The organism is Actinopolymorpha sp. B9G3, assembly GCF_040120725.1.
GTDB lineage: Bacteria > Actinomycetota > Actinomycetes > Propionibacteriales > Actinopolymorphaceae > Thermasporomyces.
On sequence record NZ_JBEEAB010000001.1, the window covers coordinates 449,120 to 473,573 of the forward strand.

Below are 24,454 nucleotides of genomic sequence, written 5' to 3' on the forward strand. Positions count from 1 at the left end.
CGCCGTCCTAGCCACCCCGCCTGCGTGATCATGAAGCGAAACCGGTCCATGAAAAGGAACAGGGCTATATCACCTCAGAAGCTTCATGATCACGATCATGATCAGGGGAAAGCCCGTGGGCGAGGTCGGCTGAGTTTTTGGTCCCGATCGCGGTGAGCGCACGAGACGCGGTGAACGCACCGGAAGCGCGGTTAGGATGCGGCGAAGCGGGATTCGAGGGAGCTGGGCGATTTGACGACGGCCGCACCGGAACGGGCGACGACCACGCCCTTACCGGAATCGCGCCTGCGCGGGCTGGTCCGCGCCTGCCGTCCCCGCCAGTGGATCAAGAACGTCCTCGTCCTCGCCGCACCCACCGCCGCCGGCGTGTTGACCCAGGTGGACGCGATCCTCGACGTCGCCATCGCGTTCGGAGCGTTCTGCCTGGTCGCGAGCGGAACGTATCTGATCAACGACGCCCGCGACGCCCATGCCGACCGGGCCCATCCGCGCAAGCGGCGCCGCCCGGTCGCCGCCGGGATCGTGTCGGCGCGCCTCGCCTACGCGACGGGGGCGGTGTGCCTGGCCGCCGGGACCGCCGCGGCCTTACTCACCGGGAGCTGGCACCTCGCCGCCGTGATCGGTGCGTACGTCGCCCTCACCACCGCGTACTCCCTCGCTCTCAAACACATCCCGATCCTCGACCTGGTGAGCGTCGCGGGCGGCTTCGTCCTCCGCGCGGTTGCCGGCGCGGCGGCCGTCGACGTGGCGGTGTCGAGTTGGTTCCTCATCGTCGCCACCCTCGGCTCGCTGTTCATGGTCGCCGGCAAGCGGGAGGCCGAACTCCGCAACGGCGGCCGGGGCGAGTCGCGGGCGACGCTGCAGCTCTACACCCGAGAGTTCCTGTGGTACGTACGAGCGACGTCGTCCGGGGCCCTCCTCGTGTCGTACTGCCTGTGGGCGTTCGACCAGCACGTCGGCATGTCCAGGCTGGCCTTCGGCCTGTCGATCGTGCCGTTCTCGGTGGGGATCCTGCGCTACGCCATGCTGGTCGACGCCGGATCAGGTGAGGAACCGGAGGAGACGGTGCTCTCCGACCGGCTGTTGTTCCTGTCAGGAGTTGCGCTCGCCGGGTGCCTCGCGATCGGCGTCTATGTCGTCTGAGCCCGTGCCCCGTACGTCAGCGGGCAGCGATGCGCCGATCCGGCTGCTCACCGGATGGGGCCGTACGTCGGCCACAGCCGCGCGGGTCGCGACTCCACGGTCCGTCGAGGACGTCGCCGCGCTCCTGGCCGACCCCCTGCCGCGCGGTGTGATCGCGCGCGGCCTCGGCCGGTCCTACGGCGACGCGGCGCAGGACGCAGGCGGACTCGTCGTCGACTGCACCGGCCTCGCGCCCCAGCTCACCATCGACACCGAGCACGGCATCGTCACCGCGTCGGCCGGCCTCAGCCTCGACCGGTTGATGCGCGATCTGGTGCCCGCCGGCTGGTTCGTACCCGTGACCCCCGGGACCAGATTCGTCACCGTCGGCGGAGCGGTCGCCGCTGACATCCACGGCAAGAACCATCATGTCGACGGGTCGTTCGGCGCCGCGCTGCTCGGGCTCACCCTGGTTCTTCCCGGCGGCAAGGTGGTGAAGGTCGGCCCAGAACCGGGCGAGGACCCCACACTGTTCTGGGCGACCGTCGGCGGGATGGGACTGACCGGGATCGTGGTCGACGCGACCTTCCGGTGCCTGCCGGTCGAGACCTCACGGATGCGGGTCGACACCGAGCGCGCGGCGAACCTCGACGAAGCGCTCGCCCTCATGACCGCCACCGACCATCGCTACCACTACACCGTCGCGTGGATCGATCTCCTGGCGCGCGGACGTGCGGTGGGGCGAAGTGTGCTCACCCGCGGACGGCACGCCCAGGTGGCCGAGCTGCCCCGCCGCTCGCGGGTCACACCGCTGGCGTTCGACCCACGGGCGCGACTCATCGCCCCTCCGTGGGTGCCGGCCGGACTGCTGAACCCCGTGACGGTCCGCGCGTTCAACGAGCTGTGGTTCCACAAGTCGCCGGGCGGGCGGGTCGGCAGACGCGCTGAGATCCAGGGCCTGGCGGAGTTCTTCCACCCGCTCGACGGCATGTCGGGGTGGAACCGGCTCTACGGGCGGCGCGGGTTCGTGCAGTACCAGTTCGTCGTGCCGTACGCCGGAGTCGACGCCCTCCGCTCGATCGTCTCCGACCTGGCGGCAGCGGGGGTCGCGTCGTTCCTCGCGGTCCTGAAGCGGTTCGGGCCGGCGAATCCCGCGCCGCTGTCGTTCCCGATGCCGGGATGGACGCTCGCGCTCGACCTACCGCTCGGCGACTCCCGGCTGGCGGGGATGCTGCGCGACTTCGACGCGCGGGTGGTGGCGGCGGGTGGGCGGGTCTATCTCGCGAAGGACTCCACCCTGTCCGCCGAACTCGTCCCCGCGATGTATCCCGAGCTGGCCGCCTGGCGGAAGGTGCGGGACCGGGTCGATCCGAGCGGTGTCCTAGCCTCAGACCTGGCCCGCCGCCTCGAACTCTGACCTGGGACGGCAGGCTGGGTTCAGTGCGTACGCCCGGACTGCCGCGTACGCCCGATCCTTCCCACGCACGCCCGATCAGCTCCGGAGGCCACCAGTGAAGAACGCGGTCGGCGCGGTGACGTCCGTCCTGCTTCTGGGCGGCCGCAGCGAGATCGGCCTCGCGATCGTGCGGGCACTCGTCGCGCGGGGTGCGCGGCGCGTCGTCCTCGCCGTGCGCGACGGTAAGCCGGACGAGACCACCGTCGAGGCGCTCCACGCCGCGGGAGCGAGCCTCGTCGAGCCGCTCGAGTTCGACATCGCCGCACCCGAGACGCACGAGGACGCGGTGGCGCGAGCGGTCGCCCTGGCCGGCGATCTCGACGTCGTCATCGACGCGGTCGGCGTGCTCGGGTCGACACCGGCGTACGAAGCCGACCCCGCGGGTGCCGCCCACTCCGCCGTCGTCAACTTCGCCGGCCACGTGTCCGCGAACCTCGCCGTCGCCGAGGTCCTCCGGACGCAGGGGCACGGGACGCTGGTGGTGCTGTCGTCGGCTGCCGGCGCCCGCGTCCGCAAGGCCAACTACGTCTACGGCGCCGCGAAGGCAGGTCTCGACGGGTTCGCCCAGGGACTCGGCGATGCGCTCGCCGGCTCTGGTGCGCGGGTGCTGCTGGTCCGCCCCGGCTTCGTCCGTACGCAGATGACCACGGGCATGCCCGACGGGCCCTTCGCGATCGGGGCCGACGACGTGGCGCGGGCCGTGGTCGACGGCCTGGCGACCGGGCGCGACACGGTGTGGGTGCCCGCGAGGCTCGGGCCCCTCTTCGCCGTGTTGCGCGTACTCCCCCGCGCCATCTGGCGGCGGCTGCCGCGCTGACCAGCCGACGGGCCGCTCGGCCGCGCCGGATCTCGGGCCGTGCCCGAACCCAGCGTGGAGGACATGACCGAAACCTGTACGGTCCTTCGGACCACCGGACGTGGGGTGCACTGGATCAGCGAGAACGTACGGATCATGGCAGACTGCCTCGCGACGATCTTCGCGTGGAGGCCGACATGACGACAGACGCCGTTCCCCCTGGTGTTGATCCGACCATCCCGAGCGCCGGTCGGCTCTACGACTACTACCTCGGCGGCACCGAGCACTTCGAGGTCGACCGGAGAGCGGCCGAGTTGGTACGGATGGCCGCGCCCGAGCTCGAGGACGCCGCGTGGGCCAACCGCGGGTTCCTACAACGCTCGGCAAAGTGGCTCGCGGCAGAGGCGGGCATCCGCCAGTTCATCGACATCGGTGCCGGCCTCCCCACCCGCAACAACACCCACGAGGCCGCGCAGGCGGGCGCGTCGGACGTCCGGACCGTCTACTTCGACAACGACCCGATGGTCATCGCCCACGCGAGGTCGCTGATCGTCGACACCCCCCACACCATCTTCCTCTCGGGTGATCTCCGCGATCCCGACGCCATCCTCAACGATCCAGCGCTGCGCGACCACCTTGACCTGTCTCAGCCGGTCGCGTTGATGCTGGTCGCGGTCTGCCACTTCATCGCCGACGAGGACGACCCACAAAGGCTCATCGGTCGCTACATGTCGGAGTTCGCGTCGGGAAGCTACCTTGCCCTCTCGCACGGGACGACGGAGAAGACATCGCCGGTGATCGCCGAGCAGGTGCGCGAGATCTACGAGAAGGCGACCGAGCAGCTGCACCTGCGTTCCAAGGCTGAGATCGCGAACCTCTTCACCGGGTTGGAGCTGGTGTCGCCCTATGACGGCGCCGAGCCGGGACTCACCCACATCGGACTCTGGGGTGCCGACGATCCCGAGGCAGCCGACAGCGACGGATCCCGGTGGGCGTTCTGCGGAGTCGCCCGCAAGCCCTAAGGGGTGTCCAACGCCGCGGCATTTCGTCGTGGCGGGCCGGTTCGCCACCCGCGTGGGTTAACGTTCGGCGGGTGAGTGTTCGGCGGTGGATCTGGCTGTGGCGGCGATTCGAGCACCTCGTCGCCGAGCTGGCGAAGTTCGGGACGGTCGGCGGCATCGCCGCGGTCATCGACATCGCCGGATCCAATGTCCTGCGGTTCGGCCTCGACCTCGGGCCGCTCACCTCCAAGACGATCTCGGTGGCGGTCGCGGCGACGGTGGCGTTCCTGGGCAACAGGTTCTGGACCTGGCGGCACCGCGCCCGGCAGGGGCTGGCGACCGAGTACCTCCGCTACTTCGCCCTCAACGCGGTCGGCCTCGCGATCGCGTTGGGCGTCGTCGGCTTCACCGTCTACATCCTGCGGTTCGACGGGCCGCTGGCCTACAACCTGTCCGCCAACGTCATCGGGCTCGGCCTCGGGTCGCTGTTTCGCTTCTGGTCCTACAAGCGGTGGGTGTTCCTGCCGCCCGACCTGCCACCGGTCGATCCGCACACCGGCCTTCCCGTTCCCACCGACAGTTCGGCGGGCCTTCACCCGCGCGTCAGGGCCTCTGCCTCCGGCGACATCGAGACCTGACGACCCGCGGTCGGCCGGCGACTGACAGGGCTCGCTTTGGGAGCGGACGTCGCGTTGATGGGCGCCCTCACTCCCCGGGTGTGCCCACCCATTCTCGTGCCGCGGCGGCGGCGTCGAGTGGGATCTGGTGGCCACCGTCGTGGCGGAAGACCTGCACCTGGACCGACCGGGCGAGCAGCGCCCTCTCCAGGCGTACGACGGAATCGAGTGGTGCCATCGGGTCGCGGGTGCCGTTGGCGAGGAAGATCCGGCTGACCGACAGGTCATGGTCGGGCGGGTCCGGCACCGGCATCATCGCGGCGAACAGCACCGCCTCGCGTAGCACGTCAGGGCGCAACAGCACTGTCGCGGCGGCGATGTTCGCGCCGTTGGAGAACCCGAGTGCGATGATCCGTCGGTCGCCCAGGGCGTACGCCTGGCGCGCGGCGACGACGAACTCGGCCAGTTGATGCGTACGCGCGATCACGTCGTCGACGTCGAACACCCCCTCGGCGAGACGCCGGAACCACCGGGCGGCGCCGTGTTCAGAGACCGGGCCAGCCGGGGCGAGCACGCCGGCACCCGGCTGGAGGTAGCGCGCCAGCTCCATCAGGTCCTCCGGCGATCCGCCGGTGCCGTGGAGTGCGAGGACCACCGGCGCGCTCGGGTCGCCGGCCACGAACCGGTGCTCCAGGGAGAGCGACGCTGCCGCCGGCGAGGACGGTGCAGAGGACGACGGCGAGCCTGGGGTCGTCATGCCGGCCCACTCTGCGGTTGCGGCTCGGGGCGGGGATCGTTCTCACTGGGAAGGTTGAGCGTGGGCAGCATCGCTTCGATCTGCTCGCGGTTGGGCTCGAGCCATGGCGGCAGCTTGAGCGCCCGGCCGAGTTCGAGCAGCGGCTCGTCGATCGCGAAGCCGGGTTGGTCGGTCGCGATCTCCAGCAGCGTGCCGGCCGGTTCGCGGAAGTAGATGGAACGGAAGTACTGCCGGTCCATGATCGACGTCACCTGCACGCCGTCCTCGAGCAGCTCCTCGCGCCACGCCACCTGGGTGGCCTCGTCGGGCGCCCGCCACGCGACATGGTGCACTGTGCCGACGGAGACCAGACCACGCGGGACATCGGGCGTGACGACGACGTCGACGTAGGCACCAGGGCCACCCTCACCGGCGGCGAACCGGAACCGGTTCGCGCCCTCGCTGTCGTACCGCAGGCCAAGGCCGTCGACCAGCATCGCGGCGGTCGCCTCCTCGCGCGCCACCGACAGCGTCACCGAGTGCAGCCCGCGGATGGCGTGCTCACCGGGGACGAGCCCGGCGTTCCACGGGTCCCGCGGGTCGCCCTGAGGATGTGCGACGAGGGCGATGTCCAGGCCGTCCGGGTCGCGGAGGGTGAGGACCTCCTCCTGGTCGCGGTTGGTGACCTGGCTGACCTCGACGCCCTGCGACTGCAGGTGCTGCTTCCACCAGCCGATCGACGTCTCCGGCACGGAGAACGCCGTCGTCGTGGCCTGACCCACGCCTCGCCGCCCGCGCGGTGCGTCCCGCCAGGGGAAGAACGTGATCAGCGACCCGGGACGGCCCAGTTCGTCGCCGTAGTACAGGTGATAAGTGCCCGGATCGTCGAAGTTGACCGTGGTCTTCACGAGCCGCAGGCCGAGGGTACGGAGATAGAAGTCGGCGTTGCGCTGCGGATCACCGCCGATCGCGGTGACGTGGTGCAAGCCGCTGGTCGTGAAGCCGCTGGACGTGGAACCACTGGCGGTGGAGTCGCTCGCCGTGGAACCGCTCGCCGTGGAGCCGCTGCCGCCGTGAGTGTTGCTGCCAGTCATGGTGGATCACCTTCAGGTCGTGGACCTTCGCCGGTCTCGGAGTCGACGATACGACCCATTTATCTTCCACGCAAGATATCTGTACGGAAGATGTTCGCGCGCTAGGCTTTCCTTGACTCGCGCGAAACTCACGAAAGGCAGCAGATGGGCGACGACGCACGCGACGCCATCGACGACGACGAGATCGTCACCTGGTGGGGCCTCGTGATCGAGGGCTACCTCGCCACCCAGGCGGGGCTGATGGACGAGATCGCCCAGCGCTTCGGCCTGGCACCGGCGCCGTTCGACATCCTGCTCCGGCTCGTACGGTCGCCCGACTTCCGGATGCCGATGACCCGGCTCGCACGGGAGGCGGCGCTGTCCAGCGGCGGCTTCACCAAGGTCGCAGACCGGCTCGTCGCCAGCCGGCTGATCCGGCGGGAGCCCTGCGACACCGACCGGAGAGTGATCTACGCCGTCCTCACCGACCACGGTCGCGAGGTCGCCGCACAAGCCCGGCACGCCTGCGCCGAGATCCTCCGCCGGCGGGTGCTGGGCCCGCTCGGACCCGAGGCGTCCTCGGCGCTCGCCGCTGCCATGCGTACCCTCCGCGAAGCCAACACCCCACCGGCAGGACCGGCGCGGACCTGACGCGACGGCGGCGAATCGGACACGCCACGCGCCGGCTGTCCGAGAGGGAGGACCGTTGGGCCGGTCCGCCAACATCCCCCAGGCGCTTCTCCTACCTGCGGTGCGCCACACCCCGCCACACGTACTTGAACGGCGTTCCCGTTCCCTCCTCCAGGATCTCCACCAGGTCGAGGGACTCCGCCTCCCAGTCCCTCAGAAGCTCCCGCAGGTAGGCGTCGGAGAAGAACCTCATCAGGCCGCCGCCCTGCTCGAGGACGAGATCGTCTTCGACCTGGCGTAGGACCGGATAGCGACGCGCCCGCAACGGGCGGTCCTCCCGCGCGTTGACGTGGAACAGGAACAGCCCGCCCGGCCGCACGACCCGAGCGATCTCGGCGAAGATCGCGCGCGTCACCGCGTCGTCGAACCGGTGCAGCGCGACGTTGGACATCACCGCGTCGACGGCACCGTCCGAAAACGCCAACGGCTCCGCGATGTCGGCGACGAAGAACGTGGCCCGGGCGCCGAACTTCCGCCGCGCCTGGGCGATCGCCTCACCGGACAGGTCGAGAGCGGTGACGGCGCAACCGGCGTCGGCCAGCCGAGCGGCGTCGTTGCCGGTGCCGCACCCGAGCTCGAGAACGTGCGGCGCCCCGCCCAACTCACGCAGAGGCGCGAGAAACGGTTCGGTCCATCGCCCTTCCCAGTCGAGATCTCGGCCGGCCTCGCTGAGCGTACGAAAGTACTGATCCCAGTACTCCTCGGCGGCATCAGTGCCAGCGTCGGCGGCGCTCGGCTCACCCTCCACGACGGCTCTCCGGAACGTCAGGACTGGCGTGCGTCGCTCAACGACTCGGCCGCCAGGCCGTCCTCGGCGCCGGCCTTCGGCTCGTCCGACCCGGAATCGAGGCGGGCGTGCGCAACCACCGAGTGCAGCGCCCGCAACACCGCGCCCGCCTCTGCGCCCCAGCTCGACAGGTAGGAGAACTGCCACCACCACAGGGCCTCGTCGATCCGTCCGGCGCGGTGGTGCTTCAGCCCGTGGACGAGCGCCGACGCGATACCGGCGAGATCGTCGGAGAGCCGACCGTGCAGGAGCTCGACCTGCTGGCCGTACGGATCGAACACCTCCGTGTAGACGTCCACATCGGCGAGGAGGTAGCCGAGGCGCTCGCGCAGCTCGTCGAGATCAGGATCGGGACCAGCGTCAGGCTCGAACCGCTCGACCGGCACGACATCGGTGATCGCACCGAGCCGGCCACCCGCCAACATGAGTTGGCTCACCTCGAGCAGCAGCATGGGGACCGCCGTCGCATGGTGTTCCGCGCGCGCGATCTCGCGAAGCGCGATCAGGAAGCTCTCCACCTGGTCGGCGATCTCCTGCGCGAAGTCCTCGACATCGCTTTCTGGCACGTGCTCAACCCCCGGGTCAGTCGTCGTCATCGCATTCTCTCCCGCCGGTCCCCCGGCTCGGCGTACATCTCCTGCGGTGTCCTGCGTGGTGTCCTGTGTGGTGATCTGCGTGGTGTGCTGCGTACTGGGATGCGTGGTCGTCCGGGTGGAGGTCCGCTGCCCCGACGCCCCGGCCGGTGTCGCCGGAGGATCGTTGGTCGCCTCAGGCATCGAGCAACCTCCTTCCTTCGAACGCACGACCCAGCGTGACCTCATCGGCGTACTCCAGATCGCCACCCACCGGCAGCCCGCTCGCCAGCCTGGTGACCCGCAACCCCATCGGGCCGAGCAGTCGGGCGAGATAGGTCGCGGTGGCCTCACCCTCGAGATTCGGGTCGGTCGCCAGGATGACCTCCTGGACCGTACCGTCAGCGAGGCGGGTCATCAGCTCGCGGACGCGAAGGTCGTCGGGGCCGATCCCCTCGATCGGGCTGATCGCTCCACCGAGCACGTGATAGCGGCCGCGGAACTCCCGGGTCCGTTCGATCGCCACGACGTCCTTCGGTTCTTCGACGACGCAGAGTACGGCCGGGTCGCGCCGGGCGTCACGGCAGATCCGGCACTGCTCCTCCTCCGCGACATTGCCGCATACGTCGCAGAACCGGATCTTCTCCTTGACCTGGACGAGCGCGTCGGTGAGCCGGCGTACGTCGATCGCGTCGGCGGCGAGCAGGTAGAACGCGATGCGTTGCGCGCCCTTGGGGCCGATGCCGGGCAGACGGGCGAGCTCGTCGATGAGGTCCTGAACGACACCTTCGTACACTCTGCGACCTCTGCTCTCTCCGCCGGCGCTCGGGTGTTACTGGCCGGGTAGCCCGAGCCCGCCGGGCAGGCCGCCGAGTCCTTCGGCGAGTGGGCCCAGCTTCTGCGACGCCACGGACTTGGCGTTGTTGCCGGCGTCGAGCACCGCCGCGACCACCAGGTCGGCGAGGGTCTCGGTGTCGTCGGGGTCGCAGGCCTCGGGCTTGATCTCGAGGCGCTGCAACTCGCCCACGCCGTTGACCGTCGCGGTGACCAGTCCGCCGCCGGAGGTGCCTTTGACCTCGGTCTGGGCCAGCTCGTCCTGCGCTGACATCAGGTCCTGCTGCATCTGCTGAGCCTGCTGCAGGAGCTGCTGCATGTCGGGCGTTCCGCCAGGGAACACGATGATCTCCCTCGTCTCGGCCACAGCTGGAGTCTCGTCCCGGTGGACCGGTCTGGACGAGATGGTGCGGGCGGGATGACTGCGTAGGTCGAGCCTACGATGCCCCACCCCCACAGGGGGTGAGACCCCCGATCGCGCACGGATCCGTGGTTGGGGCGGTTGCGGGCCGGACGCCCGCTGGTGAGGGCGCTCCCGTTCAACTGGTCCGTACGAGGTGCCAGCTTTTGTCCACAGCGGCGCGATCGGCGTAGTTGTCCACAGGCTCAGCTCGCACCTCCTCCCTCCAGCCTCGCTCACCCAACGATGGGACGCACCGCCGCCGGCACCCCTAGTCCAGTGCCGCCGGCACGACGACTCTTCGTGGAGGACAAGATGTTCACGACAACGAGACTCACCTGTGCCTCGATCGTCATCGGGGTCTCAGCGACCGTCCTGGCGCAGGTGTCCGTCGCCTCGCCGGCGACGGCGGCGATGCCACCCGACCGGCCGGGCCCGTCGGCTCGCGCCACGGCAGATGCCGGTTCCGGTGGGAGCAGAGCAGGTTCCGAGGCGGAGCAGGAAGGCCGTGACGTGGTCGACGACAGCGTCCCGCGCATCCTTGACGGGTTCGAGATCGGCTTCCTTCCCGACGGGTTGGGTCCGCATGTCTCCGATTTCACCTACGAATGGGAAGGCGTCACGCACCGCAGCCGGGTCTGGGAGCGCGGACCTGACGACTCAGGGAGCTATTCCGTCGACCTCACGGTCAAGACCCTGCGCAGCCCGTCACTCAGCGATCTGAAGGCTCTCCGCGACTACCTCGCCGACTACCACGAGCGCGGCGATGAGTGGCCGCTCGAGCCGTTCGAGCACCACGGCCACCCGGGCTACCGGAGCGGAGATCAGGTGTTCTGGCTTCAGGCGCCTGGCGTCGCCGTGTCGGTCACGATCGACAGCGCGCGATTCACCGACCGGGACCTCACGAGGACGGCCCTCGGGATCCGTCCTGCGATCGACTGAGGTCGGTGCCCGCGGCAGGGGCCTCCGGCCCAGCATCAGCAGTCGGAGTCCCCAGCGGCACCTCCGTCGACGTTGCGACGACCGTTCCTTCGCCCTGTTTCCAGCGGGTCTCCGGCATGCGCAGCGCGAGCAGCGGACCGAAGACGAGAATCCCCGCGGTGGCGCCGAAGGCCGCACCGAACGACAAGCTGTCCGCGAGCAGTCCCGCCACGAGCGGACCGACGATCGCACCCAGGTCCGCCGCCATCTGGAAGGCCGCCACCAACTGCCCGCTGCGACCTCGCACCACATCGCCCACGACGGCACCCGGAGCGACGCCCAGATAGGCCGACCCGACGCCGAACAACGCCATGGCCAGCAGGTAGGTCGGTAGAGCGGTCGAGAACGTCACGATCAACATCGCAGCCATCGAGAGGAGGCCACCCATGATCATGGCCGGCCGACGCCCCACCGTGTCGACGAAGCGTCCGGCCGGGAGCAGGAGGGCTGTCTGCACTGCCGAGCCGACGAGGAACCCGATGCCGATCCAGATCGCGCCGAGCTTGATGCCTTCGATGACGAAGAGGGGTACGAGGCTCGACCGGACACCGAACAGCGCCCACCCAGTGCCGAGGTTGCAGACGAGTGCGGCCTGGTAGGCCTTGTTGCGGAACGCCTCGCGAAGTGTGGTCCGTTCCGAAATCGCGTCCGGGTGGTTGCCTCGCTCCTGGTCATGCAGCGTCGCCTTGGCAAGGAACATCATGCCGATCAGGCCCGCGACGGTCAGGGCGGCCCCGTAGACGAAGAACGGAAGCCGGGTCGACACATCGGTGAGGAACCCGCCGACAACCGGACCCATCAACCCACCGATGAGAAAGCCCGCCTGCCAGAGACCGCTGGCGCGTCCACGAAGCTCTGCGGGAGTGACCCTCAACAGCAACGACACGGCGGCGACGGTGAACATCGCGCTGCCGATTCCCCCGACCGCGCGGAGAAGGAGGAGTTGGATGTAGTTCTGGGAGAGACCGGCGAGGGCGGTCGACCCGGCGACGAAGAACATCCCCACCGTAAGGACCTTGCGCTCTCCCCACCGGTCGACCAACCGTCCACCGCTCAGGGCGGAGACGAACCGCATGAACGCAAAGGCCGAGATGACCGCCGCGGCGGCCGTGTGGCCGACCCCGAACTGGCGCGCGAAAACGGGGATGGCCGGAGCTACGACCCCAAACCCGATGGCTACCGCGAACGAGATGGCTGCGAGGATCGGGACCTCGCGGGGCATACCTGAAAAGGGATTTGAAGGTCTCCGCACAACTTCTCATGGTTTCACACCGGTAAGAGCCACTATGCGGTGCACGGCATAACTGGTCAGATGATCGGACAGATCCTCCGTGGAGGCGTCCACCGGCTGGCAATCCGCCCGGTGGCGGCGAGGACCATCTGGTCGACCCGTTGTACGCCCTGGCGCACGGGCGGATGGCCTTGGTCCGGCGGGGATGGCCTTGGTCCGGCGGGGATGGCGGCCCGCGAGTGGCCCGATGTGGGTGGCCCAGGGGACGGCCTGCCCGTCAGGTAGCGGGGAGCTCCTCGATCACCTCGGCGCCGAACTCCCGGACCAGGAGTTCGGTTTGCGAGGCCGGTGAGTCCGAGACTGTCCCGTCGGTGTCAGGGTCGACGTCGCCGTCCGGGTCATGGGGGGGTTCGTCGGCGGGCTGACCTTGGCTCGCGACGCCGCGTCGGCCACGGCCGGGACGTCCGGAGGATGCCGAACCGCCGGTATTCTCGCCGCGCCCCGAGTCCGCGCCTCCAGCTCGGGCCGACGTTTGCGTACGTGCCCCGCCCCGTGGCGCGGAAGCCCCACCCAGCAGTTCGGAGTGCGTCCCGCCAGCGGCTTCGTGCGTGTGTGCGCGGCGCTGCTCGGGATCAGCCGCTGGAACGGATCGCGGCGCGCCTGAACCGCCCACCCCGCCGTCGGATCCGCCGGGTCTACCGCCGCGTCCGGTAGGCCCACCTCCCGAACCCCCTGCGGAGCTGGCTTCATCCGCGCCACGTGCTCCACCGTCCACCGCCGCGCTACCGCTCGGGGTACCGCCCGAGGCAGCGCGTCCGCGGGCGGAGCCGCCTCCCAGCGAGCCTCCCCAGTCCGACCCACTACCGCTCCAGCCGCTGTCATCACCCGGCGCATCGCCACCCTGACCGCCCCCGTCGGTGCCACCACCACCAGTGGGGCGGCCGCCACCGGTCGGGCCACCGCCGGTCGGGCCGGCCGCGGTCGGTCCACCTCCCGTGCCTGAGCTACCGGAGCCACCGGCTGACGGGTCGATGACCGGCTCCACCCGCCAGTCGACTCCGAGCACCTCGCGGAGCGCATTCCGGAGGACCTCATCACTTCCGCTGCGGGCGAAGGAGTCACGCGCACCGGAATTGATGAGACCGATCGTGAGGACATCATTGTGGAGACCGGTGACCTGCGCGTTCTGGCTGAGCATCACCCAGGCGAAGCGGCGCGCATTCTTGACGGTCTCGAGGACATCCGGCCACAGCCTGCGTACGTCGGCGAGACTCATCCCACTCGACCCGCTGGACCCACCGGCCGACGCAGGATCCACGGCCTTGACGGGTGAGGGGCTCACTGGTCGGGCCTCGGCGGCCGGGGCCGCTGACCGTCCCGCGTCCGCTGCGGAGACTCCGGTGTCGACCGGCACTGACTGGTTTCCCGATGCCCGAGCGGGCTCGCTGCCCTGCTCCTCGGCTCTCTGCCCCGCCGCTCGCGGGTCGCTGCCGTGCCGGTCGGTATCCCCCGGCGACGCCTCGGCCGGATGGTCGCCGCCCCGATCTTGCACCTGCCGGCTGTGGCGATCCACGCCTCGGGATCTTTGGTCCTGAGCGGACCGTTCCCGTGACGACGATGCCGGGGCACCAGATGGGGCGTCCGGCGCACTGGCCTGCCCGCTGGTCCCCATGATCGACATCCGGCGTTCGATCCGGTCCAGCCGTGCATAGATGCCCTGCTCAGAATGGTCTGCGGCGGGAAGCAGCATGCGGGCGCATATCAGCTCGAGATGCAGGCGAGGTGCCGTCGCACCGCGCATCTCGGTCAGCCCGGCGTTGAGTACGTCCGCCGCCCGGCTGAGGTCGGCGGCACCGAAGCGGGCGGCCTGCCCGGTCAAGCGTTCGGCCTGGTCGGGCGGCCCCTCCAGGAGTCCACGAGCCGCGGCGTCGGGTATCGCCGACACCACCACGAGGTCGCGGAGGCGGCGGAGGAGGTCTTCGGCGAACCGGCGCGGGTCCTGCCCGGACTCGATCACCTTGTCGATCACGGCGAAGACGCCGGCGCCGTCACCCGCCGCGAACGCGTCGACGACCTCGTCCAGCAACGCCTCGTGGGTGTAGCCGAGCAGCGCCACCGCGCGGGCGTAGGTCACGCCATCCTCGCCCGCACCGCCCATGAGCTGGTCCAGCACCGACAGGGTGTCGCGGACGGAACCACCACCCGCCCGCACCACCAGCGGCAGTGCGCCCGGGTCGACGGTGACCCCCTCCCGCGTGCACAACCCGGCGAGGTAGTCCTGGAGCAGCTTCGGGGGTACCAGCCGGAAGGGGTAGTGATGCGTACGCGACCTGATCGTCCCGATCACCTTGTCGGGTTCGGTGGTGGCGAAGATGAACTTCAGGTGATCGGGAGGCTCTTCGACCAGCTTGAGCAGGGCGTTGAAGCCCTGGGTGGTCACCATGTGCGCCTCGTCGACGATGTAGATCTTGTGGCGCGCGGCGACCGGGGCGAAGAACGCGCGCTCCCTCAGGTCGCGGGCGTCGTCGACACCGCCATGGCTCGCGGCGTCGATCTCGATCACGTCGATGCTGCCCGGACCTCCGCGGGCGAGGTCGAGACAACTCTGGCAGGTGCCGCAGGGTTCGGGCGTCGGACCCTTCTCACAATTGAGGCAGCGCGCGAGAATCCGGGCGCTGGTCGTCTTGCCGCAACCGCGTGGGCCGGAGAAGAGGTACGCATGGTGGACGCGGTTGTTGCGCAGCGCTTGTTGGAGAGGCTCGGTGACATGGGACTGCCCGATCACCTCGGCATAGGTCTCGGGCCGGTAGCGACGGTAGAGAGCGAGCGGCGCTTCCATCCAACGAACCCTAGTCCGGTCCACCGACTACTCGGCCCGCCCGGGTACACGCGACGCACCAGGGCGGCACATCAGCGACGCCACGGGCACGGTCACGGCCACGCGCGCACTCAGCCCCGCCGCCAAGACTCCGCCATGCGCGACGCGGGGACCTTGCCGGCATGCGTCCAAGACACAGGGGCGTACCGCGACTGGAACGGGCGGCGGCAACGAAGGACTCCCCGCGCACCCGGTAGAGCTTGCTTACCCTTGCTGCCTTCCGGCCCTGGGGGGATTGGGCAAGTTGCCGCCGCGCGGGGAGCCGCGCAGCAGTCTACGCGAGGCCTGGACGCCTCATCGGGCACCCGCGACTCTGGAGCGTCGCCGTCGCTCACGCGCCGGGGCCGGTTCGGCCTGCCGGCAGCCGAACGGGTAATCTCTCGCGCGGAGGATTCGCCTAGTTGGCCTAGGGCGCACGCTTGGAAAGCGTGTTGAGGGCAACCTCTCAGGGGTTCGAATCCCCTATCCTCCGCCAGTCTGACCAGGCAAAAACGAAGCCGGTAGCGCTCAGCTACCGGCTTTGCGACTTCATGGCCGCATTCCTCATCTCATTTCGCGCCGCTGACCGGTCCGCCCGCTGCCGGCGGTCGTGGTGGGTGGCAGCGCCCGGGCCCGACGGCCTCCGGTCCCTCGTCACCTGGCGGCACGTCTTCCGGTCGAGTCGGGTCGCTCGAGCGTAGGCCCGGCTGAGATTTTCTTCGGCGACATCGTGCGCGCGCCGATGAATGAGCGGCCTTCGACAGGTCCATACGTTGTCGGCATGGTCTGGTGGTTGGAGTAGGCATGGGACTCAACAAGGACGGGCTGGAGCGGTTCGGCGAGGTCGCTGTCTCGCACGTGGGCGAGGACAGGGTGCCGGGACTGGTCGCGCTGGTGGCGCACGGCGACGACGTGCACGTGGAGGCACTCGGCACCCTCGCGGTCGGCGGGAGGCCGGTGGAGCGGACGTCGCTGTTCCGGATCGCGTCGACGACGAAGCCGATCACGGCGACCGCAACGCTGGCTCTGGTCGGCGAGGGCCTGCTCGAGCTGGACGAGCCGGTCGACCGGCTGCTGCCGGAGCTTGCGAACCGCCGGGTCATGCGCCGGATGGACGGCCCGGTCGACGACACCCTTCCCGCCGAGGCTCCGGTGACGGTTCGGGGGTTGCTGACGTTCACGTTCGGGTTCGGGATGGCCCTGGAGATGTTCATGGCACCTGAGCCGTGGCCGGTCGTCGCGGCGGCATCGCAGGCCCGGCTCGCCACGATCGGCCCGCCGCAGCCGGACGACTTCATCGACCCTGACACCTGGATCGCCAGGTTCGGCGAGCTGCCGTTGCTGGCGCAGCCGGGCGAGCGGTGGCTGTACAACACTGGCGCGCATGTGCTGAGCATTCTGTGCGCCCGAGCCGTGGGGACGTCGTACGACGAGGTCCTGCGCACCCGGGTCTTCGAACCGCTCGGTATGCGCGACACCGGCTTCTACACCGAGGACGTCGAGCGGCTGGCGACGGCGTACCAGGCGACTGCGGACGGGTTGGCGGTCTGGGACCCGCCGGACGGGCAGTGGAGCCGGCCGCCAGCGTTCCACGACGGGGCCGCCGGGCTCGTGTCGACGGTGGACGACCTGCTGGCGTTCGCGCGGATGCTGCTGCGCGGCGGCGATCAGGTTCTGACCGCGGACCAGGTGCGCGAGATGAGCCGCGACCACCTGACCGCCGAGCAGCGCGAGTTCGGTAGGGCCATTCTCGGCGGGCGCGGCTGGGGGCTCGGAACCTCGGTGGTGCTGGACGGCCCATGGGCCGGCGCGATCGGCTGGGACGGTGGGCTCGGCACATCCTTCCTCGTCCACCCGGCGCGGGACCTCGCCGTGATCGTGCTGACCCAGCGGATGTTCGAGACCGCGCAGGCGCCTGCTGTACACACGGACCTGCAAGCCGCCGCCCTCGCCGCAATCGAGTGACAGCATGGGCCGGGTGTGCAGCTCCGATGCGACGTCGTAGGCCGACCTGCCTGCATCGTGCCGTTCCGCTTCGGGCCGAGAAATGGGGGCGGAACCACGTCAAGGCCGAGATGAATCGTGCGGAGACGCAGACAGGTGTGCGCCGTGGATGGGGAACGCCGAAACCTCCGCGGCGAGCGCGTCGTACTGGCCCGGCGTGAGCCGTTCGGTCAAGACGACGTCGACCCGGCCACCCTTTCTGCCCCAGGCACCCACGATCCTGCCGTCGACGAGGATCCCGTGGGGATGGAACGAGTCCGCAGCTGGCGTCAACCTCCGCTTGCCCGGGGCGATGAAGAGGCCCTCGGGGTCCTGCCCGAAGAGCCGGAGATCCGGCGCTACGAGCAACCGTGCGCCGCGAGGCGGGGGCGCATCCAGGAGGCGAGCTTCGTCGGCCCGCAGGATCCACGCGGGAGTGCCGTCGAAGTCCACTTCGAGCAGTTCGCCGGACAAGGAGTCCCAGACCCGCCGAGCATCCGCGCCGGGTAGCCCCGCCCACCAGGCGAAGGTCCTTGGGCTGGTCGGCGCGAACCGATGCAGATGACGTCGGCACAGCTCTTTGCGTGCCTCGTCGAGGTCGACGTCCGGCCGCGGGACTTCGCGCACCCACAGAGCGCTGGTCGTCCACCGCAAGGCGATCCTGCCGCTCGCGCACGCGGCACGTAGACCGGGGAGCCCACCGCCACGAAGCTCTCGTCCGTCCAGTGTCCGGCACACGGCGTCCGCGAGCGCGTCAATCCGTCGTACGGCATCGCGGGCGAGCGGGAGCCGACCGATCGTGAAGACGCCGAAGTCCCTCCGGGGAAGGACGTACACCGCTGCGCGCGGACTGTACGTCTGAATCAGGGACGGATGTTCCCAGCCCGATGGCTCGCATCCCGCGACCCGAGCGTGCAGACCCAGAAGCGCGTCCCGAGGCGACGAGTCCTGCAACCCGACGTACGCCGCTTCCTCGTACGAGCCCGCCGCGAGCCGATCAACCAGATGATTCACGCCAAGTCTGTAGGCCACCGCCTGCGCCCGAGTGACCCGCGGCACCTCGACAAAGCTCATGGGACGACCGTATGAAGTAAAGACGCCACACTGTGGCTTGTTTGTCCGCCATAGTCGAACCCATGCGCGCCGAACGACTCCTCCGGCTTCTGCTGCACCTGCAGACCCGCGGTCAGTCGACCGTGGACCACCTCGCGCGGCAGCTGGAGGTCTCGCCGCGAACGGTCCAGCGCGATCTTGATGCCCTCAGCCTCGCCGGTGTGCCGGTCTACTCGGTGCGCGGCCGAGGCGGCGGCTGGGCCCTGCTACCCGACTACCGGACCCGGCTCACCGGGCTCACGCCATCTGAGGTGATGTCGGTGTTCGTCGGCGCGACCGCGCACGTGCTCGCCGATCTCGGCATCGACGTGTCGAGCGACCAAGCCATGACCAAGCTCATCGCCGCCCTGCCCGAGGGGACACGGCGCGACGCCGAGTTCGCTCGCCAACGACTCCTGATCGACCATGCCGGCTGGGACGACCACCGCGAGGCACCTCGCTGGCTGGACCTCTGTCGGCAGGCGATCTGGGAGGAACGGCGGATCACGATCACCTACCGAGACCCGGCGGAACCATTCACCGTCGCGCCACTCGGTTTGGTCGCCAAGAGCCGGACGTGGTACCTGGTCGCGGCCGGCCTCGACCAGACCGTGCGCACCTATCGGCTGAGCAGAATGACCTCAGCATCCCTGACCGACGAAGCGTTCACGAGGCCGCGCGACTTCGACCTGACCAGGTACTGGCTCGAGGCCCAGCAGCGGTTTCGGGCGACGTTGCCGTCCTACCCGATCGTCTTGCGCGTACGAAACCATGCTGTACGGCGATTCAGGCCAACGGCACCTGTGCTGCCCGACATCGAGGGCTGGTCCCTCATCGAGGCGGATCTCGAGAACGCCGATGAAGCGTGCGCGGCCGTGCTGGCTCAAGGCGGCGACGCCGTGGTCATCGCGCCGGCCGAGCTGTCGACCAAAGTACGCCAGGCCGCGAGCAAGATCATCGAATACAGTGCCGACGAGGTCATGGCGCCGCCGGTGGCTCGATCGTCGCGCGGATCTCGTCGAGGTTCTTCGGCTGAGTGAGCCGCCAGTGGTTGCCGAACGGGTCCCGAAACGCCGCGTCGATGCCGTAGAACCGTTCCTCCGGTTCCTCGGTGAACTCCACGCCCTTCGCCCTGAGCTCGCGGTAGGTCGCCCAGCAGTCCTGCGTGGAAAGGGCTCCCAAGCCCAGGTAGCCGCGCGCGATCAGGTCGCGCAGCTGTTTCGCGGTCCCCTCGTCGACCACGGGTGCGCCGGGCACCACCAGCATCATGGGCAGCTCGGGCCGACCTGACGGGTGCACGGTGAGCCAGCGGAAGTCGTCGCGCACCATGTCGACGCCGACGTCGAAGCCGAGCGTGTTGACGTAGAAGTCCTTCGCCTCATCGAGGTCGAGAACGTTCAGGCAAACCAGGGCGAACCCCGTGATCATCGAGCTTCTCCTCACCAGCGACGACGTAGCCACACCTTGACACATCAGTCGGCCACGAATTCGCAGACAGCGGGAGCCAGCGCCTCGCCCGCGACGTTGTGGCCCTGACCCTCCAGGACGCCGAACCGTCCACCTGGTATGGCCGCCGCGGCGGCTTCTGCGGCTTCCCGCATCCACTGCGGGCTCGCGCCGCCGGCGAGGACGAGCGTCGGCACGCGGATGCTCGCGTACCGCTCGGTCGGGATCGTGCCGTCGTCCAGCACCGCCGCGTCGTACGCGAGCGTCGGGGCCAGACCCTTACCAACGGACCAGTACGGCGACTGGCGTATACCGGTGATCGTCTCCTCCGGTAGCCCCACCCGGCGCATGAAGTGCGCGAGCGCCTCGCCGCGCCTTCCTTCGGCGAGGTAGGCGTTCAGCCGGTCGGCGTACTCCTTCGCCTGGCGCGGCCCGTCAGCGTCGAGGCCGAACGGTGGCTCCCACATCACCAGGTGGCCGATCGGCAGCCCGCTCGCGGCCGCCAGCGCGGCCAGGGCGGCGCCGGACGAGAGCCCCACCACCGTGGCGCTGCCGCCCGCGGCGGCGAGGAGGACGTCGAGGTCCTCGATCTCACGCTCGACCGCGTACGGAAGCGTGTCGGTGCTGTCGCCGCGACCCCGGCGGTCGTAGTTGAGCACCGTGAAATGCTCGCCAAGTGCCTGCGCGAGCGGGGCGTCGACCGCCCGGTCGCAGGACGCACCCGCGACCAGGATGAGCGGCGTTCCCTCGCCCAGCTGGTCGAACGCGGTGATCGTGCCGTCCCTGGATTTCACCGTCTCCATAACAGTTCCTCTTTCATTCGTGGGAATCTCGAACTGCTGAGGAGCGTAGGAGCGGCGAACCGGCGGGCGCTTCTCGAAAACCACCCAGTTCCCGGTCAGGCGCGCGGGCGGGTGTAGCGCTTCACGTAACATCCCGGCAGTCGTGCGAGGTCGGCGTGGCCCTCGCGCTCGCGGTAGGCAGTCGGACTATCGCCCACGAAACGGCGGAACTGTGTACTGAACGAACCGAGGCTGGTGAACCCCACCGAAAGGCAGATCTCGGTGACCGACAGCTCGTCCTCGCGCAGCAGAGCCTTGGCACGTTCCATCCGGCGACTCATGACGTACTGATGGGGCGTCTCGCCAAACGCCGCCTTGAACGAGCGGCTGAAGTACGTTTCCGAAACGTTCGCGCTGCGGGCCAGTGCGGGAATGTCGAGCTGCTCGGCGTAGGCACGGTCGATCAGGTCACGCACCCGCAACAGGTGTCGCGCCAACGGGATCGGCGGCCGGGCAGCCATGGTGGCGCCAGCGTAGCCCGTGCCTGACCTGCCGAGGCGCAGCGTGCCGCGCTCAGGATGGCGCGCCTCGATGTGGTTCGCGGCAGTTCGTGCCTAATCGCGCGAGGAGCTGGTCGACCCGACGACGCATCTCGATCTGCTCCTCGCCTGCGGTCAAAGGCTGCGACTGCGGACCCGGAGCCCTCACCGCCCAGTCACCCCGACCACACATCGTCCAACCCAGGCCCTGAAGACGGGCTTGCGCGAACCGGTGATCGATCACGGGCCATCGCACGCCAAGCAGGGCGACGAGTTCGGGATCATGCATCCAGCGAAGTCTGACACCGGCGTAGCGGGCGCCACCACTGAGTTACGCCGTCACGTCCTGCTGCAGCTGAGCGTCAGCACGGCGAACCCGGTGAGGTCTTGAGAGGTCATCCCGGTCGGTATTGCGAGTCGCAGAGGACGGTGTCGCCTGGTTGCCAGGTGCACAGGCGGATCGTGTTGCCGTCCGGGTCGGAGAGCACCCAGAACGACGGTGCGTGTTCGTCACTGACCAGTGTTCCGCCGGCGGCGATGGCCGCGTCGATCCGCGGCTGTACCTGTGCGGGAGCGACCCAGACGTCGGGATGCCAGCGTGGCCGGGGTTGTTCGCTACTGGCGCGCTGGAAGTAGATCAGTGGCAGTGCGTGGTGCTGGTCGCCCACGTCACCCCATTCGTCGTTGCCGATGACGTGGTGCCTGTCCAGCACCGCGGCCCAGAACGGCGCGATCTTCCCGTAGTCCGGGGTGTCCAGGCCAAACTCGATCCGAGAAACGCTTCGGCACTCGAGTTCGGCGCCCGCCGCCGCCGCGATGTCGCAGACCCGGCGGGCGAGCCTGAGGTCGCGCTCGGTCACGCCGCCGCCGTCGCGGCTGCTCAGCCGGACGTCGACCCGAGACGTACGGAGGTCGAGTTCGGCATGGTGGTTCATCTCCTCAGCAGCCTCCCCGATCGCATTGACGACCTTCAGGCTGGTGACGAAGTCCTTGGTGTGAATCCGGGTCTCGAGCCCGCCTTGACCGTAGTAGAGAAGGAACGCCCAGCCATCGAGTCCGGCATCGGCGACCTGCTGCCCGGTCAGCGCCTCAGTGCTCATCGCTCCGCTCTCCCAACGTGGTGTCCAAACGCGGTGTGGTTCGCGGTCATGGCCGCTCACGATAGGGGAGCAAACCGGCCAGCGCTGTGTCCTGTTTCTCGCCATCCTTGGTCGATGTGCGAACTGTCCGGGACGTTCGCGTCCTGCCCTGGCAGGACTTTTCAGAGGCGGCCCTGCCAGGTGCACAGTCAGACCTTGTTCCGTCCGGATCGGCCAGCACCAAAAACGACGGCGCCCGATACACGCATTCCCGCTGAACAGGACAGAGGATGTCCCGTACGACTGCCACGCTGGATCGGACGTCGCTTCCGCTTCCCCGCGAGCCAGAGCCAAGGAGCTGACCCATGGTGAGCATCGGAGTGATCTGCCTGAACGCAACCGACTGGAAGCGCGCCGCGCAGTTCTGGGCGGCCGCACTCGGCTACACACCACACCCCCGGGCCGCGGACATCCTGGTTCCGCCTGGCGGTGACGGCCCGAGCCTGGCGCTGTATCAGCGGGATCGTACGCACCTGGACCTTCACACCGCGGATCGTGCCGAACAGCAGGCCGACGTCGAGCGGCTCCTCTCCCTGGGCGCGCAACGGGTGCCCGACTGGCCCTATCCGGATGGGGCGGACTTCGTGGTGCTCCGCGACACTGAGGGAAACCTGTTCTGCGTGCTCGACCACGAATGATCCAGTCGCGAACCGAAGGACCTAAGGTCGTGGACCATTGCCACACTGGTCGACACGCGTCCAGAACACCGGGTCAGAGGCGCTGGTACATGACATGGAGGCCGACGCGCCCGAGCGTGGGGTGTTCGAACGCCTCGGGCACCGTCCCGATGATCTCGAACCCGATCGCCTTCCACAGGCGTACGGCGGCGAGATTGGATTCCACGACAGCGTTGAACTGCATCGCGGCATAGCCGTGGTCGCGGGCCCAGGAGAGTACGTGTCCCCCGAGCGCCCGACCGACCCCTCGACCGCGCGCACTGCTGGCGACCATGAAACTCGCCGTGGCGACGTGCGCGCCCCGCCCCGGACGGTTGGGACCCATCTTCGCCGTACCCACGATCCGCCCGTCGTCCTCGACCGCCACGACCGTCGCCCCGGGTGGGCGCTCGACCCAGATGGCCTCCGCCTCAGTCGACGTCCAGTCCGGGTCGTAGGCGTAGGTCTCCCCCGCGGCGACGATCTCGCCGAAGATGGGCCAGATCGACGGCCAGTCGCCGTCGCGATAGTCGCGGATGTGCACCCCAGCACCGTACCCAGGACTCGCACGACGATCGAAGGGAACCTTCAGCACGCCGACCCGTCGCCCGCGGCGTCCTCCGTACCGGTTCCTGCTCGCATCCGAGCGAGGTACGACCGCCAGAACTCCTCGTCCGAACCGTCCGCGTACGGCATGTCCCGGAAGGCGCCGATCGTGCCGTCGAGGAGCTCGCGGACGATGTCGGCGTGCCCCGCGTGACGGGCGGTCTCCCCGACCATGGTGATGAGCGCGTAGCGCAACGAGATCTCCTCGCCCGTCCATCGCGTACCCGTGGCGTCGAGGTCGAGCTCGCTGATCGTCTGGTCGGCGACGGCGCAGGTGCGGCGATAGAGCGTGGCGATGAAGTCGGCCGACTCGTCCTGCGCGGCCCACATGTCGTCGCCATGCATGCCGCGCTCACCTTCGTACCACGGCATCGGGTCGGTCTCCCGCCCGAACGGCCCGCACAGCCACGCCGCCTCCATGCCGGCGAGGTGCTTGACGAGTCCGAGCAGGTTGGTCCCCGTCGGACGGGTCATCGGCCGGCGCAGCTGAACGGCGTCGAGCCCTTCGAGCTTCCACAGCACGGCGTCGCGGTGCTGTTCCAGCCAGGCGTGCAGGATCTCCTTCTCGCCGGCCGTGCCGGACGTCGGTGGCACCATCTTCGCTCCATCCGTCGACGTGCCGGGGACCCTACCGCGGGCCGGGATCAGCGAGGCCCGTGCTGGACGACTCCCAGGACGTTGCCCTCCGGGTCGCGGATGGTGGCGATCCACCGTTGCCCGTCCGGCTCGGGCGGCCCGAGTACGTCGCCGCCACTCGTGCGTACGACGTCGAGGGTGGTGTCGATGTGATCGACATTGATCCACGCGACGAGGCCCGAATCGACTCCCGGCGCCCGGCCGGTCACCCACTGGCCGATCAGGCCGGGCGCCTCGAAGCTGGGATGGGGATGCTCGACCTGCCAGCCGAAAACCCTGGCGTAGAAGGCTCCCGCGCGGGCGACGTCGGTCGCCGGGATCTGCAGGTAGCCCAGCTGACCGTGGCTGAGCGCACCCAGGGACGTGGGCTGATCGTCGTCGTGTGCCGGCATTCGCTGATCCTTTCGTCCGCAGGGACGTTC

26 protein-coding genes, 1 tRNA gene and 1 other RNA gene are annotated in these 24,454 nt (G+C 69.3%); 11 read left to right on the forward strand and 17 right to left on the reverse strand.

The window, feature by feature from the left end; all coding sequences use genetic code 11:
- The first annotated feature begins 231 nt into the window (after positions 1 to 231).
- The 5 genes from ABNF93_RS01980 to ABNF93_RS02000 all read left to right on the forward strand — a co-directional run bounded on the left by ABNF93_RS01980 (position 232) and on the right by ABNF93_RS02000 (position 5,013).
- Positions 232 to 1,143 carry a decaprenyl-phosphate phosphoribosyltransferase gene (locus ABNF93_RS01980; protein ID WP_349325744.1) on the forward strand — a complete coding sequence of 304 codons (912 nt, stop codon included), beginning with the start codon at positions 232 to 234 and terminating at the stop codon, positions 1,141 to 1,143.
- Positions 1,144 to 1,147: 4 nt separating this feature from the next.
- Positions 1,148 to 2,539, forward strand: coding sequence for an FAD-binding oxidoreductase (gene dprE1 / locus ABNF93_RS01985; RefSeq protein ID WP_349325745.1), 1,392 nt, complete (start codon positions 1,148 to 1,150; stop codon positions 2,537 to 2,539).
- Between the two features lie 94 nt (positions 2,540 to 2,633).
- Positions 2,634 to 3,395: a decaprenylphospho-beta-D-erythro-pentofuranosid-2-ulose 2-reductase gene (gene dprE2, locus ABNF93_RS01990; RefSeq protein WP_349325746.1), complete on the forward strand. Its 762-nt coding sequence runs from the start codon at positions 2,634 to 2,636 to the stop codon at positions 3,393 to 3,395.
- Between the two features lie 176 nt (positions 3,396 to 3,571).
- Complete coding sequence (locus tag ABNF93_RS01995; RefSeq protein ID WP_349325747.1) at positions 3,572 to 4,396, forward strand: SAM-dependent methyltransferase; 825 nt, start codon at positions 3,572 to 3,574, stop codon at positions 4,394 to 4,396.
- A 71-nt stretch (positions 4,397 to 4,467) separates the two neighbouring features.
- Positions 4,468 to 5,013 (forward strand): GtrA family protein, encoded by a 546-nt coding sequence (locus ABNF93_RS02000; protein WP_349325748.1) that lies wholly within the window; start codon positions 4,468 to 4,470, stop codon positions 5,011 to 5,013.
- A gap of 67 nt (positions 5,014 to 5,080) precedes the next feature.
- Here ABNF93_RS02000 and ABNF93_RS02005 read toward each other — a convergent pair whose 3' ends face one another.
- Complete coding sequence (locus ABNF93_RS02005; protein WP_349325749.1) at positions 5,081 to 5,749, reverse strand: alpha/beta hydrolase; 669 nt, start codon at positions 5,747 to 5,749, stop codon at positions 5,081 to 5,083.
- A complete protein-coding gene (locus ABNF93_RS02010) occupies positions 5,746 to 6,822 on the reverse strand; it encodes a ring-cleaving dioxygenase (RefSeq protein ID WP_349325750.1) in 1,077 nt (358 codons plus the stop codon). The genes ABNF93_RS02005 and ABNF93_RS02010 overlap by 4 nt, the downstream gene beginning before the upstream one ends.
- Positions 6,823 to 6,966: 144 nt before the next feature.
- Between ABNF93_RS02010 and ABNF93_RS02015 the strand changes: the two genes are divergently transcribed.
- The gene (locus tag ABNF93_RS02015) at positions 6,967 to 7,452 is read left to right on the forward strand and encodes a MarR family winged helix-turn-helix transcriptional regulator (RefSeq protein WP_349325751.1); all 486 of its coding nucleotides are present in this window, start codon (positions 6,967 to 6,969) and stop codon (positions 7,450 to 7,452) included.
- Positions 7,453 to 7,543: 91 nt separating this feature from the next.
- Here the strand turns inward: ABNF93_RS02015 and ABNF93_RS02020 are convergent, their stop codons facing one another.
- From ABNF93_RS02020 to ABNF93_RS02035, 4 genes are read right to left on the reverse strand one after another with little or no spacing between them, the layout of a single operon-like run.
- A complete protein-coding gene (locus ABNF93_RS02020) occupies positions 7,544 to 8,239 on the reverse strand; it encodes a class I SAM-dependent methyltransferase (RefSeq protein WP_349325752.1) in 696 nt (231 codons plus the stop codon).
- Positions 8,240 to 8,256: 17 nt separating this feature from the next.
- Positions 8,257 to 9,054, reverse strand: coding sequence for a DUF5063 domain-containing protein (locus ABNF93_RS02025; RefSeq protein WP_349325753.1), 798 nt, complete (start codon positions 9,052 to 9,054; stop codon positions 8,257 to 8,259).
- Positions 9,047 to 9,646, reverse strand: a complete 600-nt coding sequence (gene recR, locus ABNF93_RS02030; RefSeq protein WP_349325754.1) for a recombination mediator RecR — start codon at positions 9,644 to 9,646, stop codon at positions 9,047 to 9,049. Before recR ends, ABNF93_RS02025 begins: the two co-directional genes overlap by 8 nt.
- A gap of 36 nt (positions 9,647 to 9,682) precedes the next feature.
- Positions 9,683 to 10,003, reverse strand: a complete 321-nt coding sequence (locus tag ABNF93_RS02035) for a YbaB/EbfC family nucleoid-associated protein (RefSeq protein ID WP_349325971.1) — start codon at positions 10,001 to 10,003, stop codon at positions 9,683 to 9,685.
- Positions 10,004 to 10,399: 396 nt separating this feature from the next.
- Between ABNF93_RS02035 and ABNF93_RS02040 the strand changes: the two genes are divergently transcribed.
- On the forward strand, positions 10,400 to 11,026 hold the full coding sequence (locus ABNF93_RS02040) for a hypothetical protein (protein ID WP_349325755.1): 627 nt from the start codon (positions 10,400 to 10,402) through the stop codon (positions 11,024 to 11,026).
- Here ABNF93_RS02040 and ABNF93_RS02045 read toward each other — a convergent pair.
- The 3 genes from ABNF93_RS02045 to ffs form a co-directional block, all read right to left on the reverse strand.
- The gene (locus ABNF93_RS02045; RefSeq protein ID WP_349325756.1) at positions 10,986 to 12,287 is read right to left on the reverse strand and encodes an MFS transporter; all 1,302 of its coding nucleotides are present in this window, start codon (positions 12,285 to 12,287) and stop codon (positions 10,986 to 10,988) included. The genes ABNF93_RS02040 and ABNF93_RS02045 overlap by 41 nt on opposite strands.
- 286 nt (positions 12,288 to 12,573) lie before the next feature.
- Positions 12,574 to 15,135: a DNA polymerase III subunit gamma and tau gene (locus tag ABNF93_RS02050; protein WP_349325757.1), complete on the reverse strand. Its 2,562-nt coding sequence runs from the start codon at positions 15,133 to 15,135 to the stop codon at positions 12,574 to 12,576.
- A 209-nt stretch (positions 15,136 to 15,344) separates the two neighbouring features.
- Positions 15,345 to 15,441, reverse strand: an RNA gene (ffs, locus tag ABNF93_RS02055) — signal recognition particle sRNA small type.
- 119 nt (positions 15,442 to 15,560) lie between these two features.
- On the opposite strand from ffs, the gene ABNF93_RS02060 reads away from it, so the two are divergent.
- Both ABNF93_RS02060 and ABNF93_RS02065 read left to right on the forward strand, forming a co-directional pair.
- Positions 15,561 to 15,649: transfer RNA gene (locus tag ABNF93_RS02060), tRNA-Ser, on the forward strand.
- A 308-nt stretch (positions 15,650 to 15,957) separates the two neighbouring features.
- Complete coding sequence (locus ABNF93_RS02065; protein ID WP_349325758.1) at positions 15,958 to 17,118, forward strand: serine hydrolase domain-containing protein; 1,161 nt, start codon at positions 15,958 to 15,960, stop codon at positions 17,116 to 17,118.
- Positions 17,119 to 17,217: 99 nt separating this feature from the next.
- On the opposite strand, the gene ABNF93_RS02070 is transcribed toward ABNF93_RS02065, so the two are convergent.
- Positions 17,218 to 18,210, reverse strand: coding sequence for a DNA glycosylase AlkZ-like family protein (locus ABNF93_RS02070; protein ID WP_349325759.1), 993 nt, complete (start codon positions 18,208 to 18,210; stop codon positions 17,218 to 17,220).
- 62 nt (positions 18,211 to 18,272) lie between these two features.
- Here ABNF93_RS02070 and ABNF93_RS02075 point away from each other — a divergent pair, with 62 nt between their 5' ends.
- On the forward strand, positions 18,273 to 19,268 hold the full coding sequence (locus ABNF93_RS02075) for a helix-turn-helix transcriptional regulator (protein ID WP_349325760.1): 996 nt from the start codon (positions 18,273 to 18,275) through the stop codon (positions 19,266 to 19,268).
- On the opposite strand, the gene ABNF93_RS02080 is transcribed toward ABNF93_RS02075, so the two are convergent.
- From ABNF93_RS02080 to ABNF93_RS02095, 4 genes are all read right to left on the reverse strand, one after another.
- Positions 19,207 to 19,656, reverse strand: coding sequence for a VOC family protein (locus tag ABNF93_RS02080; RefSeq protein WP_349325761.1), 450 nt, complete (start codon positions 19,654 to 19,656; stop codon positions 19,207 to 19,209). The two genes, ABNF93_RS02075 and ABNF93_RS02080, sit on opposite strands and share 62 nt — an antisense overlap.
- A 44-nt stretch (positions 19,657 to 19,700) precedes the next feature.
- Positions 19,701 to 20,477 (reverse strand): alpha/beta fold hydrolase, encoded by a 777-nt coding sequence (locus ABNF93_RS02085; protein ID WP_349325762.1) that lies wholly within the window; start codon positions 20,475 to 20,477, stop codon positions 19,701 to 19,703.
- A gap of 95 nt (positions 20,478 to 20,572) precedes the next feature.
- The gene (locus ABNF93_RS02090; RefSeq protein WP_349325763.1) at positions 20,573 to 20,977 is read right to left on the reverse strand and encodes a helix-turn-helix domain-containing protein; all 405 of its coding nucleotides are present in this window, start codon (positions 20,975 to 20,977) and stop codon (positions 20,573 to 20,575) included.
- Between the two features lie 413 nt (positions 20,978 to 21,390).
- Positions 21,391 to 22,095 (reverse strand): 4a-hydroxytetrahydrobiopterin dehydratase, encoded by a 705-nt coding sequence (locus ABNF93_RS02095; RefSeq protein WP_349325764.1) that lies wholly within the window; start codon positions 22,093 to 22,095, stop codon positions 21,391 to 21,393.
- Positions 22,096 to 22,439: 344 nt separating this feature from the next.
- Here ABNF93_RS02095 and ABNF93_RS02100 point away from each other — a divergent pair, with 344 nt between their 5' ends.
- A complete protein-coding gene (locus ABNF93_RS02100) occupies positions 22,440 to 22,772 on the forward strand; it encodes a VOC family protein (RefSeq protein WP_349325765.1) in 333 nt (110 codons plus the stop codon).
- Between the two features lie 73 nt (positions 22,773 to 22,845).
- Here ABNF93_RS02100 and ABNF93_RS02105 read toward each other — a convergent pair whose 3' ends face one another.
- Genes ABNF93_RS02105 through ABNF93_RS02115 form a run of 3 tightly spaced genes read right to left on the reverse strand, consistent with a single transcriptional unit; the run spans position 22,846 to position 24,424 of the window.
- A complete protein-coding gene (locus tag ABNF93_RS02105) occupies positions 22,846 to 23,334 on the reverse strand; it encodes a GNAT family N-acetyltransferase (RefSeq protein ID WP_349325766.1) in 489 nt (162 codons plus the stop codon).
- 44 nt (positions 23,335 to 23,378) lie between these two features.
- The gene (locus ABNF93_RS02110) at positions 23,379 to 23,993 is read right to left on the reverse strand and encodes a DinB family protein (protein WP_349325767.1); all 615 of its coding nucleotides are present in this window, start codon (positions 23,991 to 23,993) and stop codon (positions 23,379 to 23,381) included.
- A gap of 47 nt (positions 23,994 to 24,040) precedes the next feature.
- Positions 24,041 to 24,424 carry a VOC family protein gene (locus tag ABNF93_RS02115; RefSeq protein ID WP_349325768.1) on the reverse strand — a complete coding sequence of 128 codons (384 nt, stop codon included), beginning with the start codon at positions 24,422 to 24,424 and terminating at the stop codon, positions 24,041 to 24,043.
- Positions 24,425 to 24,454: the final 30 nt, after the last annotated feature.

Excerpts from the sequence above, each read along its gene's own strand:
- ABNF93_RS01995 (WP_349325747.1), top strand. The coding sequence starts at position 3,572 with ATGACGACAGACGCCGTTCCCCCTGGTGTTGATCCGACCATCCCGAGC.
- ABNF93_RS02005 (WP_349325749.1), bottom strand. The coding sequence starts at position 5,749 with ATGACGACCCCAGGCTCGCCGTCGTCCTCTGCACCGTCCTCGCCGGCG.
- ABNF93_RS02010 (WP_349325750.1), bottom strand. The coding sequence starts at position 6,822 with ATGACTGGCAGCAACACTCACGGCGGCAGCGGCTCCACGGCGAGCGGT.
- ABNF93_RS02015 (WP_349325751.1), top strand. The coding sequence starts at position 6,967 with ATGGGCGACGACGCACGCGACGCCATCGACGACGACGAGATCGTCACC.
- ABNF93_RS02025 (WP_349325753.1), bottom strand. The coding sequence starts at position 9,054 with ATGCCTGAGGCGACCAACGATCCTCCGGCGACACCGGCCGGGGCGTCG.
- ABNF93_RS02035 (WP_349325971.1), bottom strand. The coding sequence starts at position 10,003 with ATGCAGCAGCTCCTGCAGCAGGCTCAGCAGATGCAGCAGGACCTGATG.
- ABNF93_RS02040 (WP_349325755.1), top strand. The coding sequence starts at position 10,400 with ATGTTCACGACAACGAGACTCACCTGTGCCTCGATCGTCATCGGGGTC.
- ABNF93_RS02045 (WP_349325756.1), bottom strand. The coding sequence starts at position 12,287 with ATGCCCCGCGAGGTCCCGATCCTCGCAGCCATCTCGTTCGCGGTAGCC.
- ABNF93_RS02050 (WP_349325757.1), bottom strand. The coding sequence starts at position 15,135 with ATGGAAGCGCCGCTCGCTCTCTACCGTCGCTACCGGCCCGAGACCTAT.
- ABNF93_RS02065 (WP_349325758.1), top strand. The coding sequence starts at position 15,958 with ATGGGACTCAACAAGGACGGGCTGGAGCGGTTCGGCGAGGTCGCTGTC.
- ABNF93_RS02070 (WP_349325759.1), bottom strand. The coding sequence starts at position 18,210 with ATGAGCTTTGTCGAGGTGCCGCGGGTCACTCGGGCGCAGGCGGTGGCC.
- ABNF93_RS02075 (WP_349325760.1), top strand. The coding sequence starts at position 18,273 with ATGCGCGCCGAACGACTCCTCCGGCTTCTGCTGCACCTGCAGACCCGC.
- ABNF93_RS02080 (WP_349325761.1), bottom strand. The coding sequence starts at position 19,656 with ATGATCACGGGGTTCGCCCTGGTTTGCCTGAACGTTCTCGACCTCGAT.
- ABNF93_RS02085 (WP_349325762.1), bottom strand. The coding sequence starts at position 20,477 with ATGGAGACGGTGAAATCCAGGGACGGCACGATCACCGCGTTCGACCAG.
- ABNF93_RS02090 (WP_349325763.1), bottom strand. The coding sequence starts at position 20,977 with ATGGCTGCCCGGCCGCCGATCCCGTTGGCGCGACACCTGTTGCGGGTG.
- ABNF93_RS02095 (WP_349325764.1), bottom strand. The coding sequence starts at position 22,095 with ATGAGCACTGAGGCGCTGACCGGGCAGCAGGTCGCCGATGCCGGACTC.
- ABNF93_RS02100 (WP_349325765.1), top strand. The coding sequence starts at position 22,440 with ATGGTGAGCATCGGAGTGATCTGCCTGAACGCAACCGACTGGAAGCGC.
- ABNF93_RS02110 (WP_349325767.1), bottom strand. The coding sequence starts at position 23,993 with ATGGTGCCACCGACGTCCGGCACGGCCGGCGAGAAGGAGATCCTGCAC.
- ABNF93_RS02115 (WP_349325768.1), bottom strand. The coding sequence starts at position 24,424 with ATGCCGGCACACGACGACGATCAGCCCACGTCCCTGGGTGCGCTCAGC.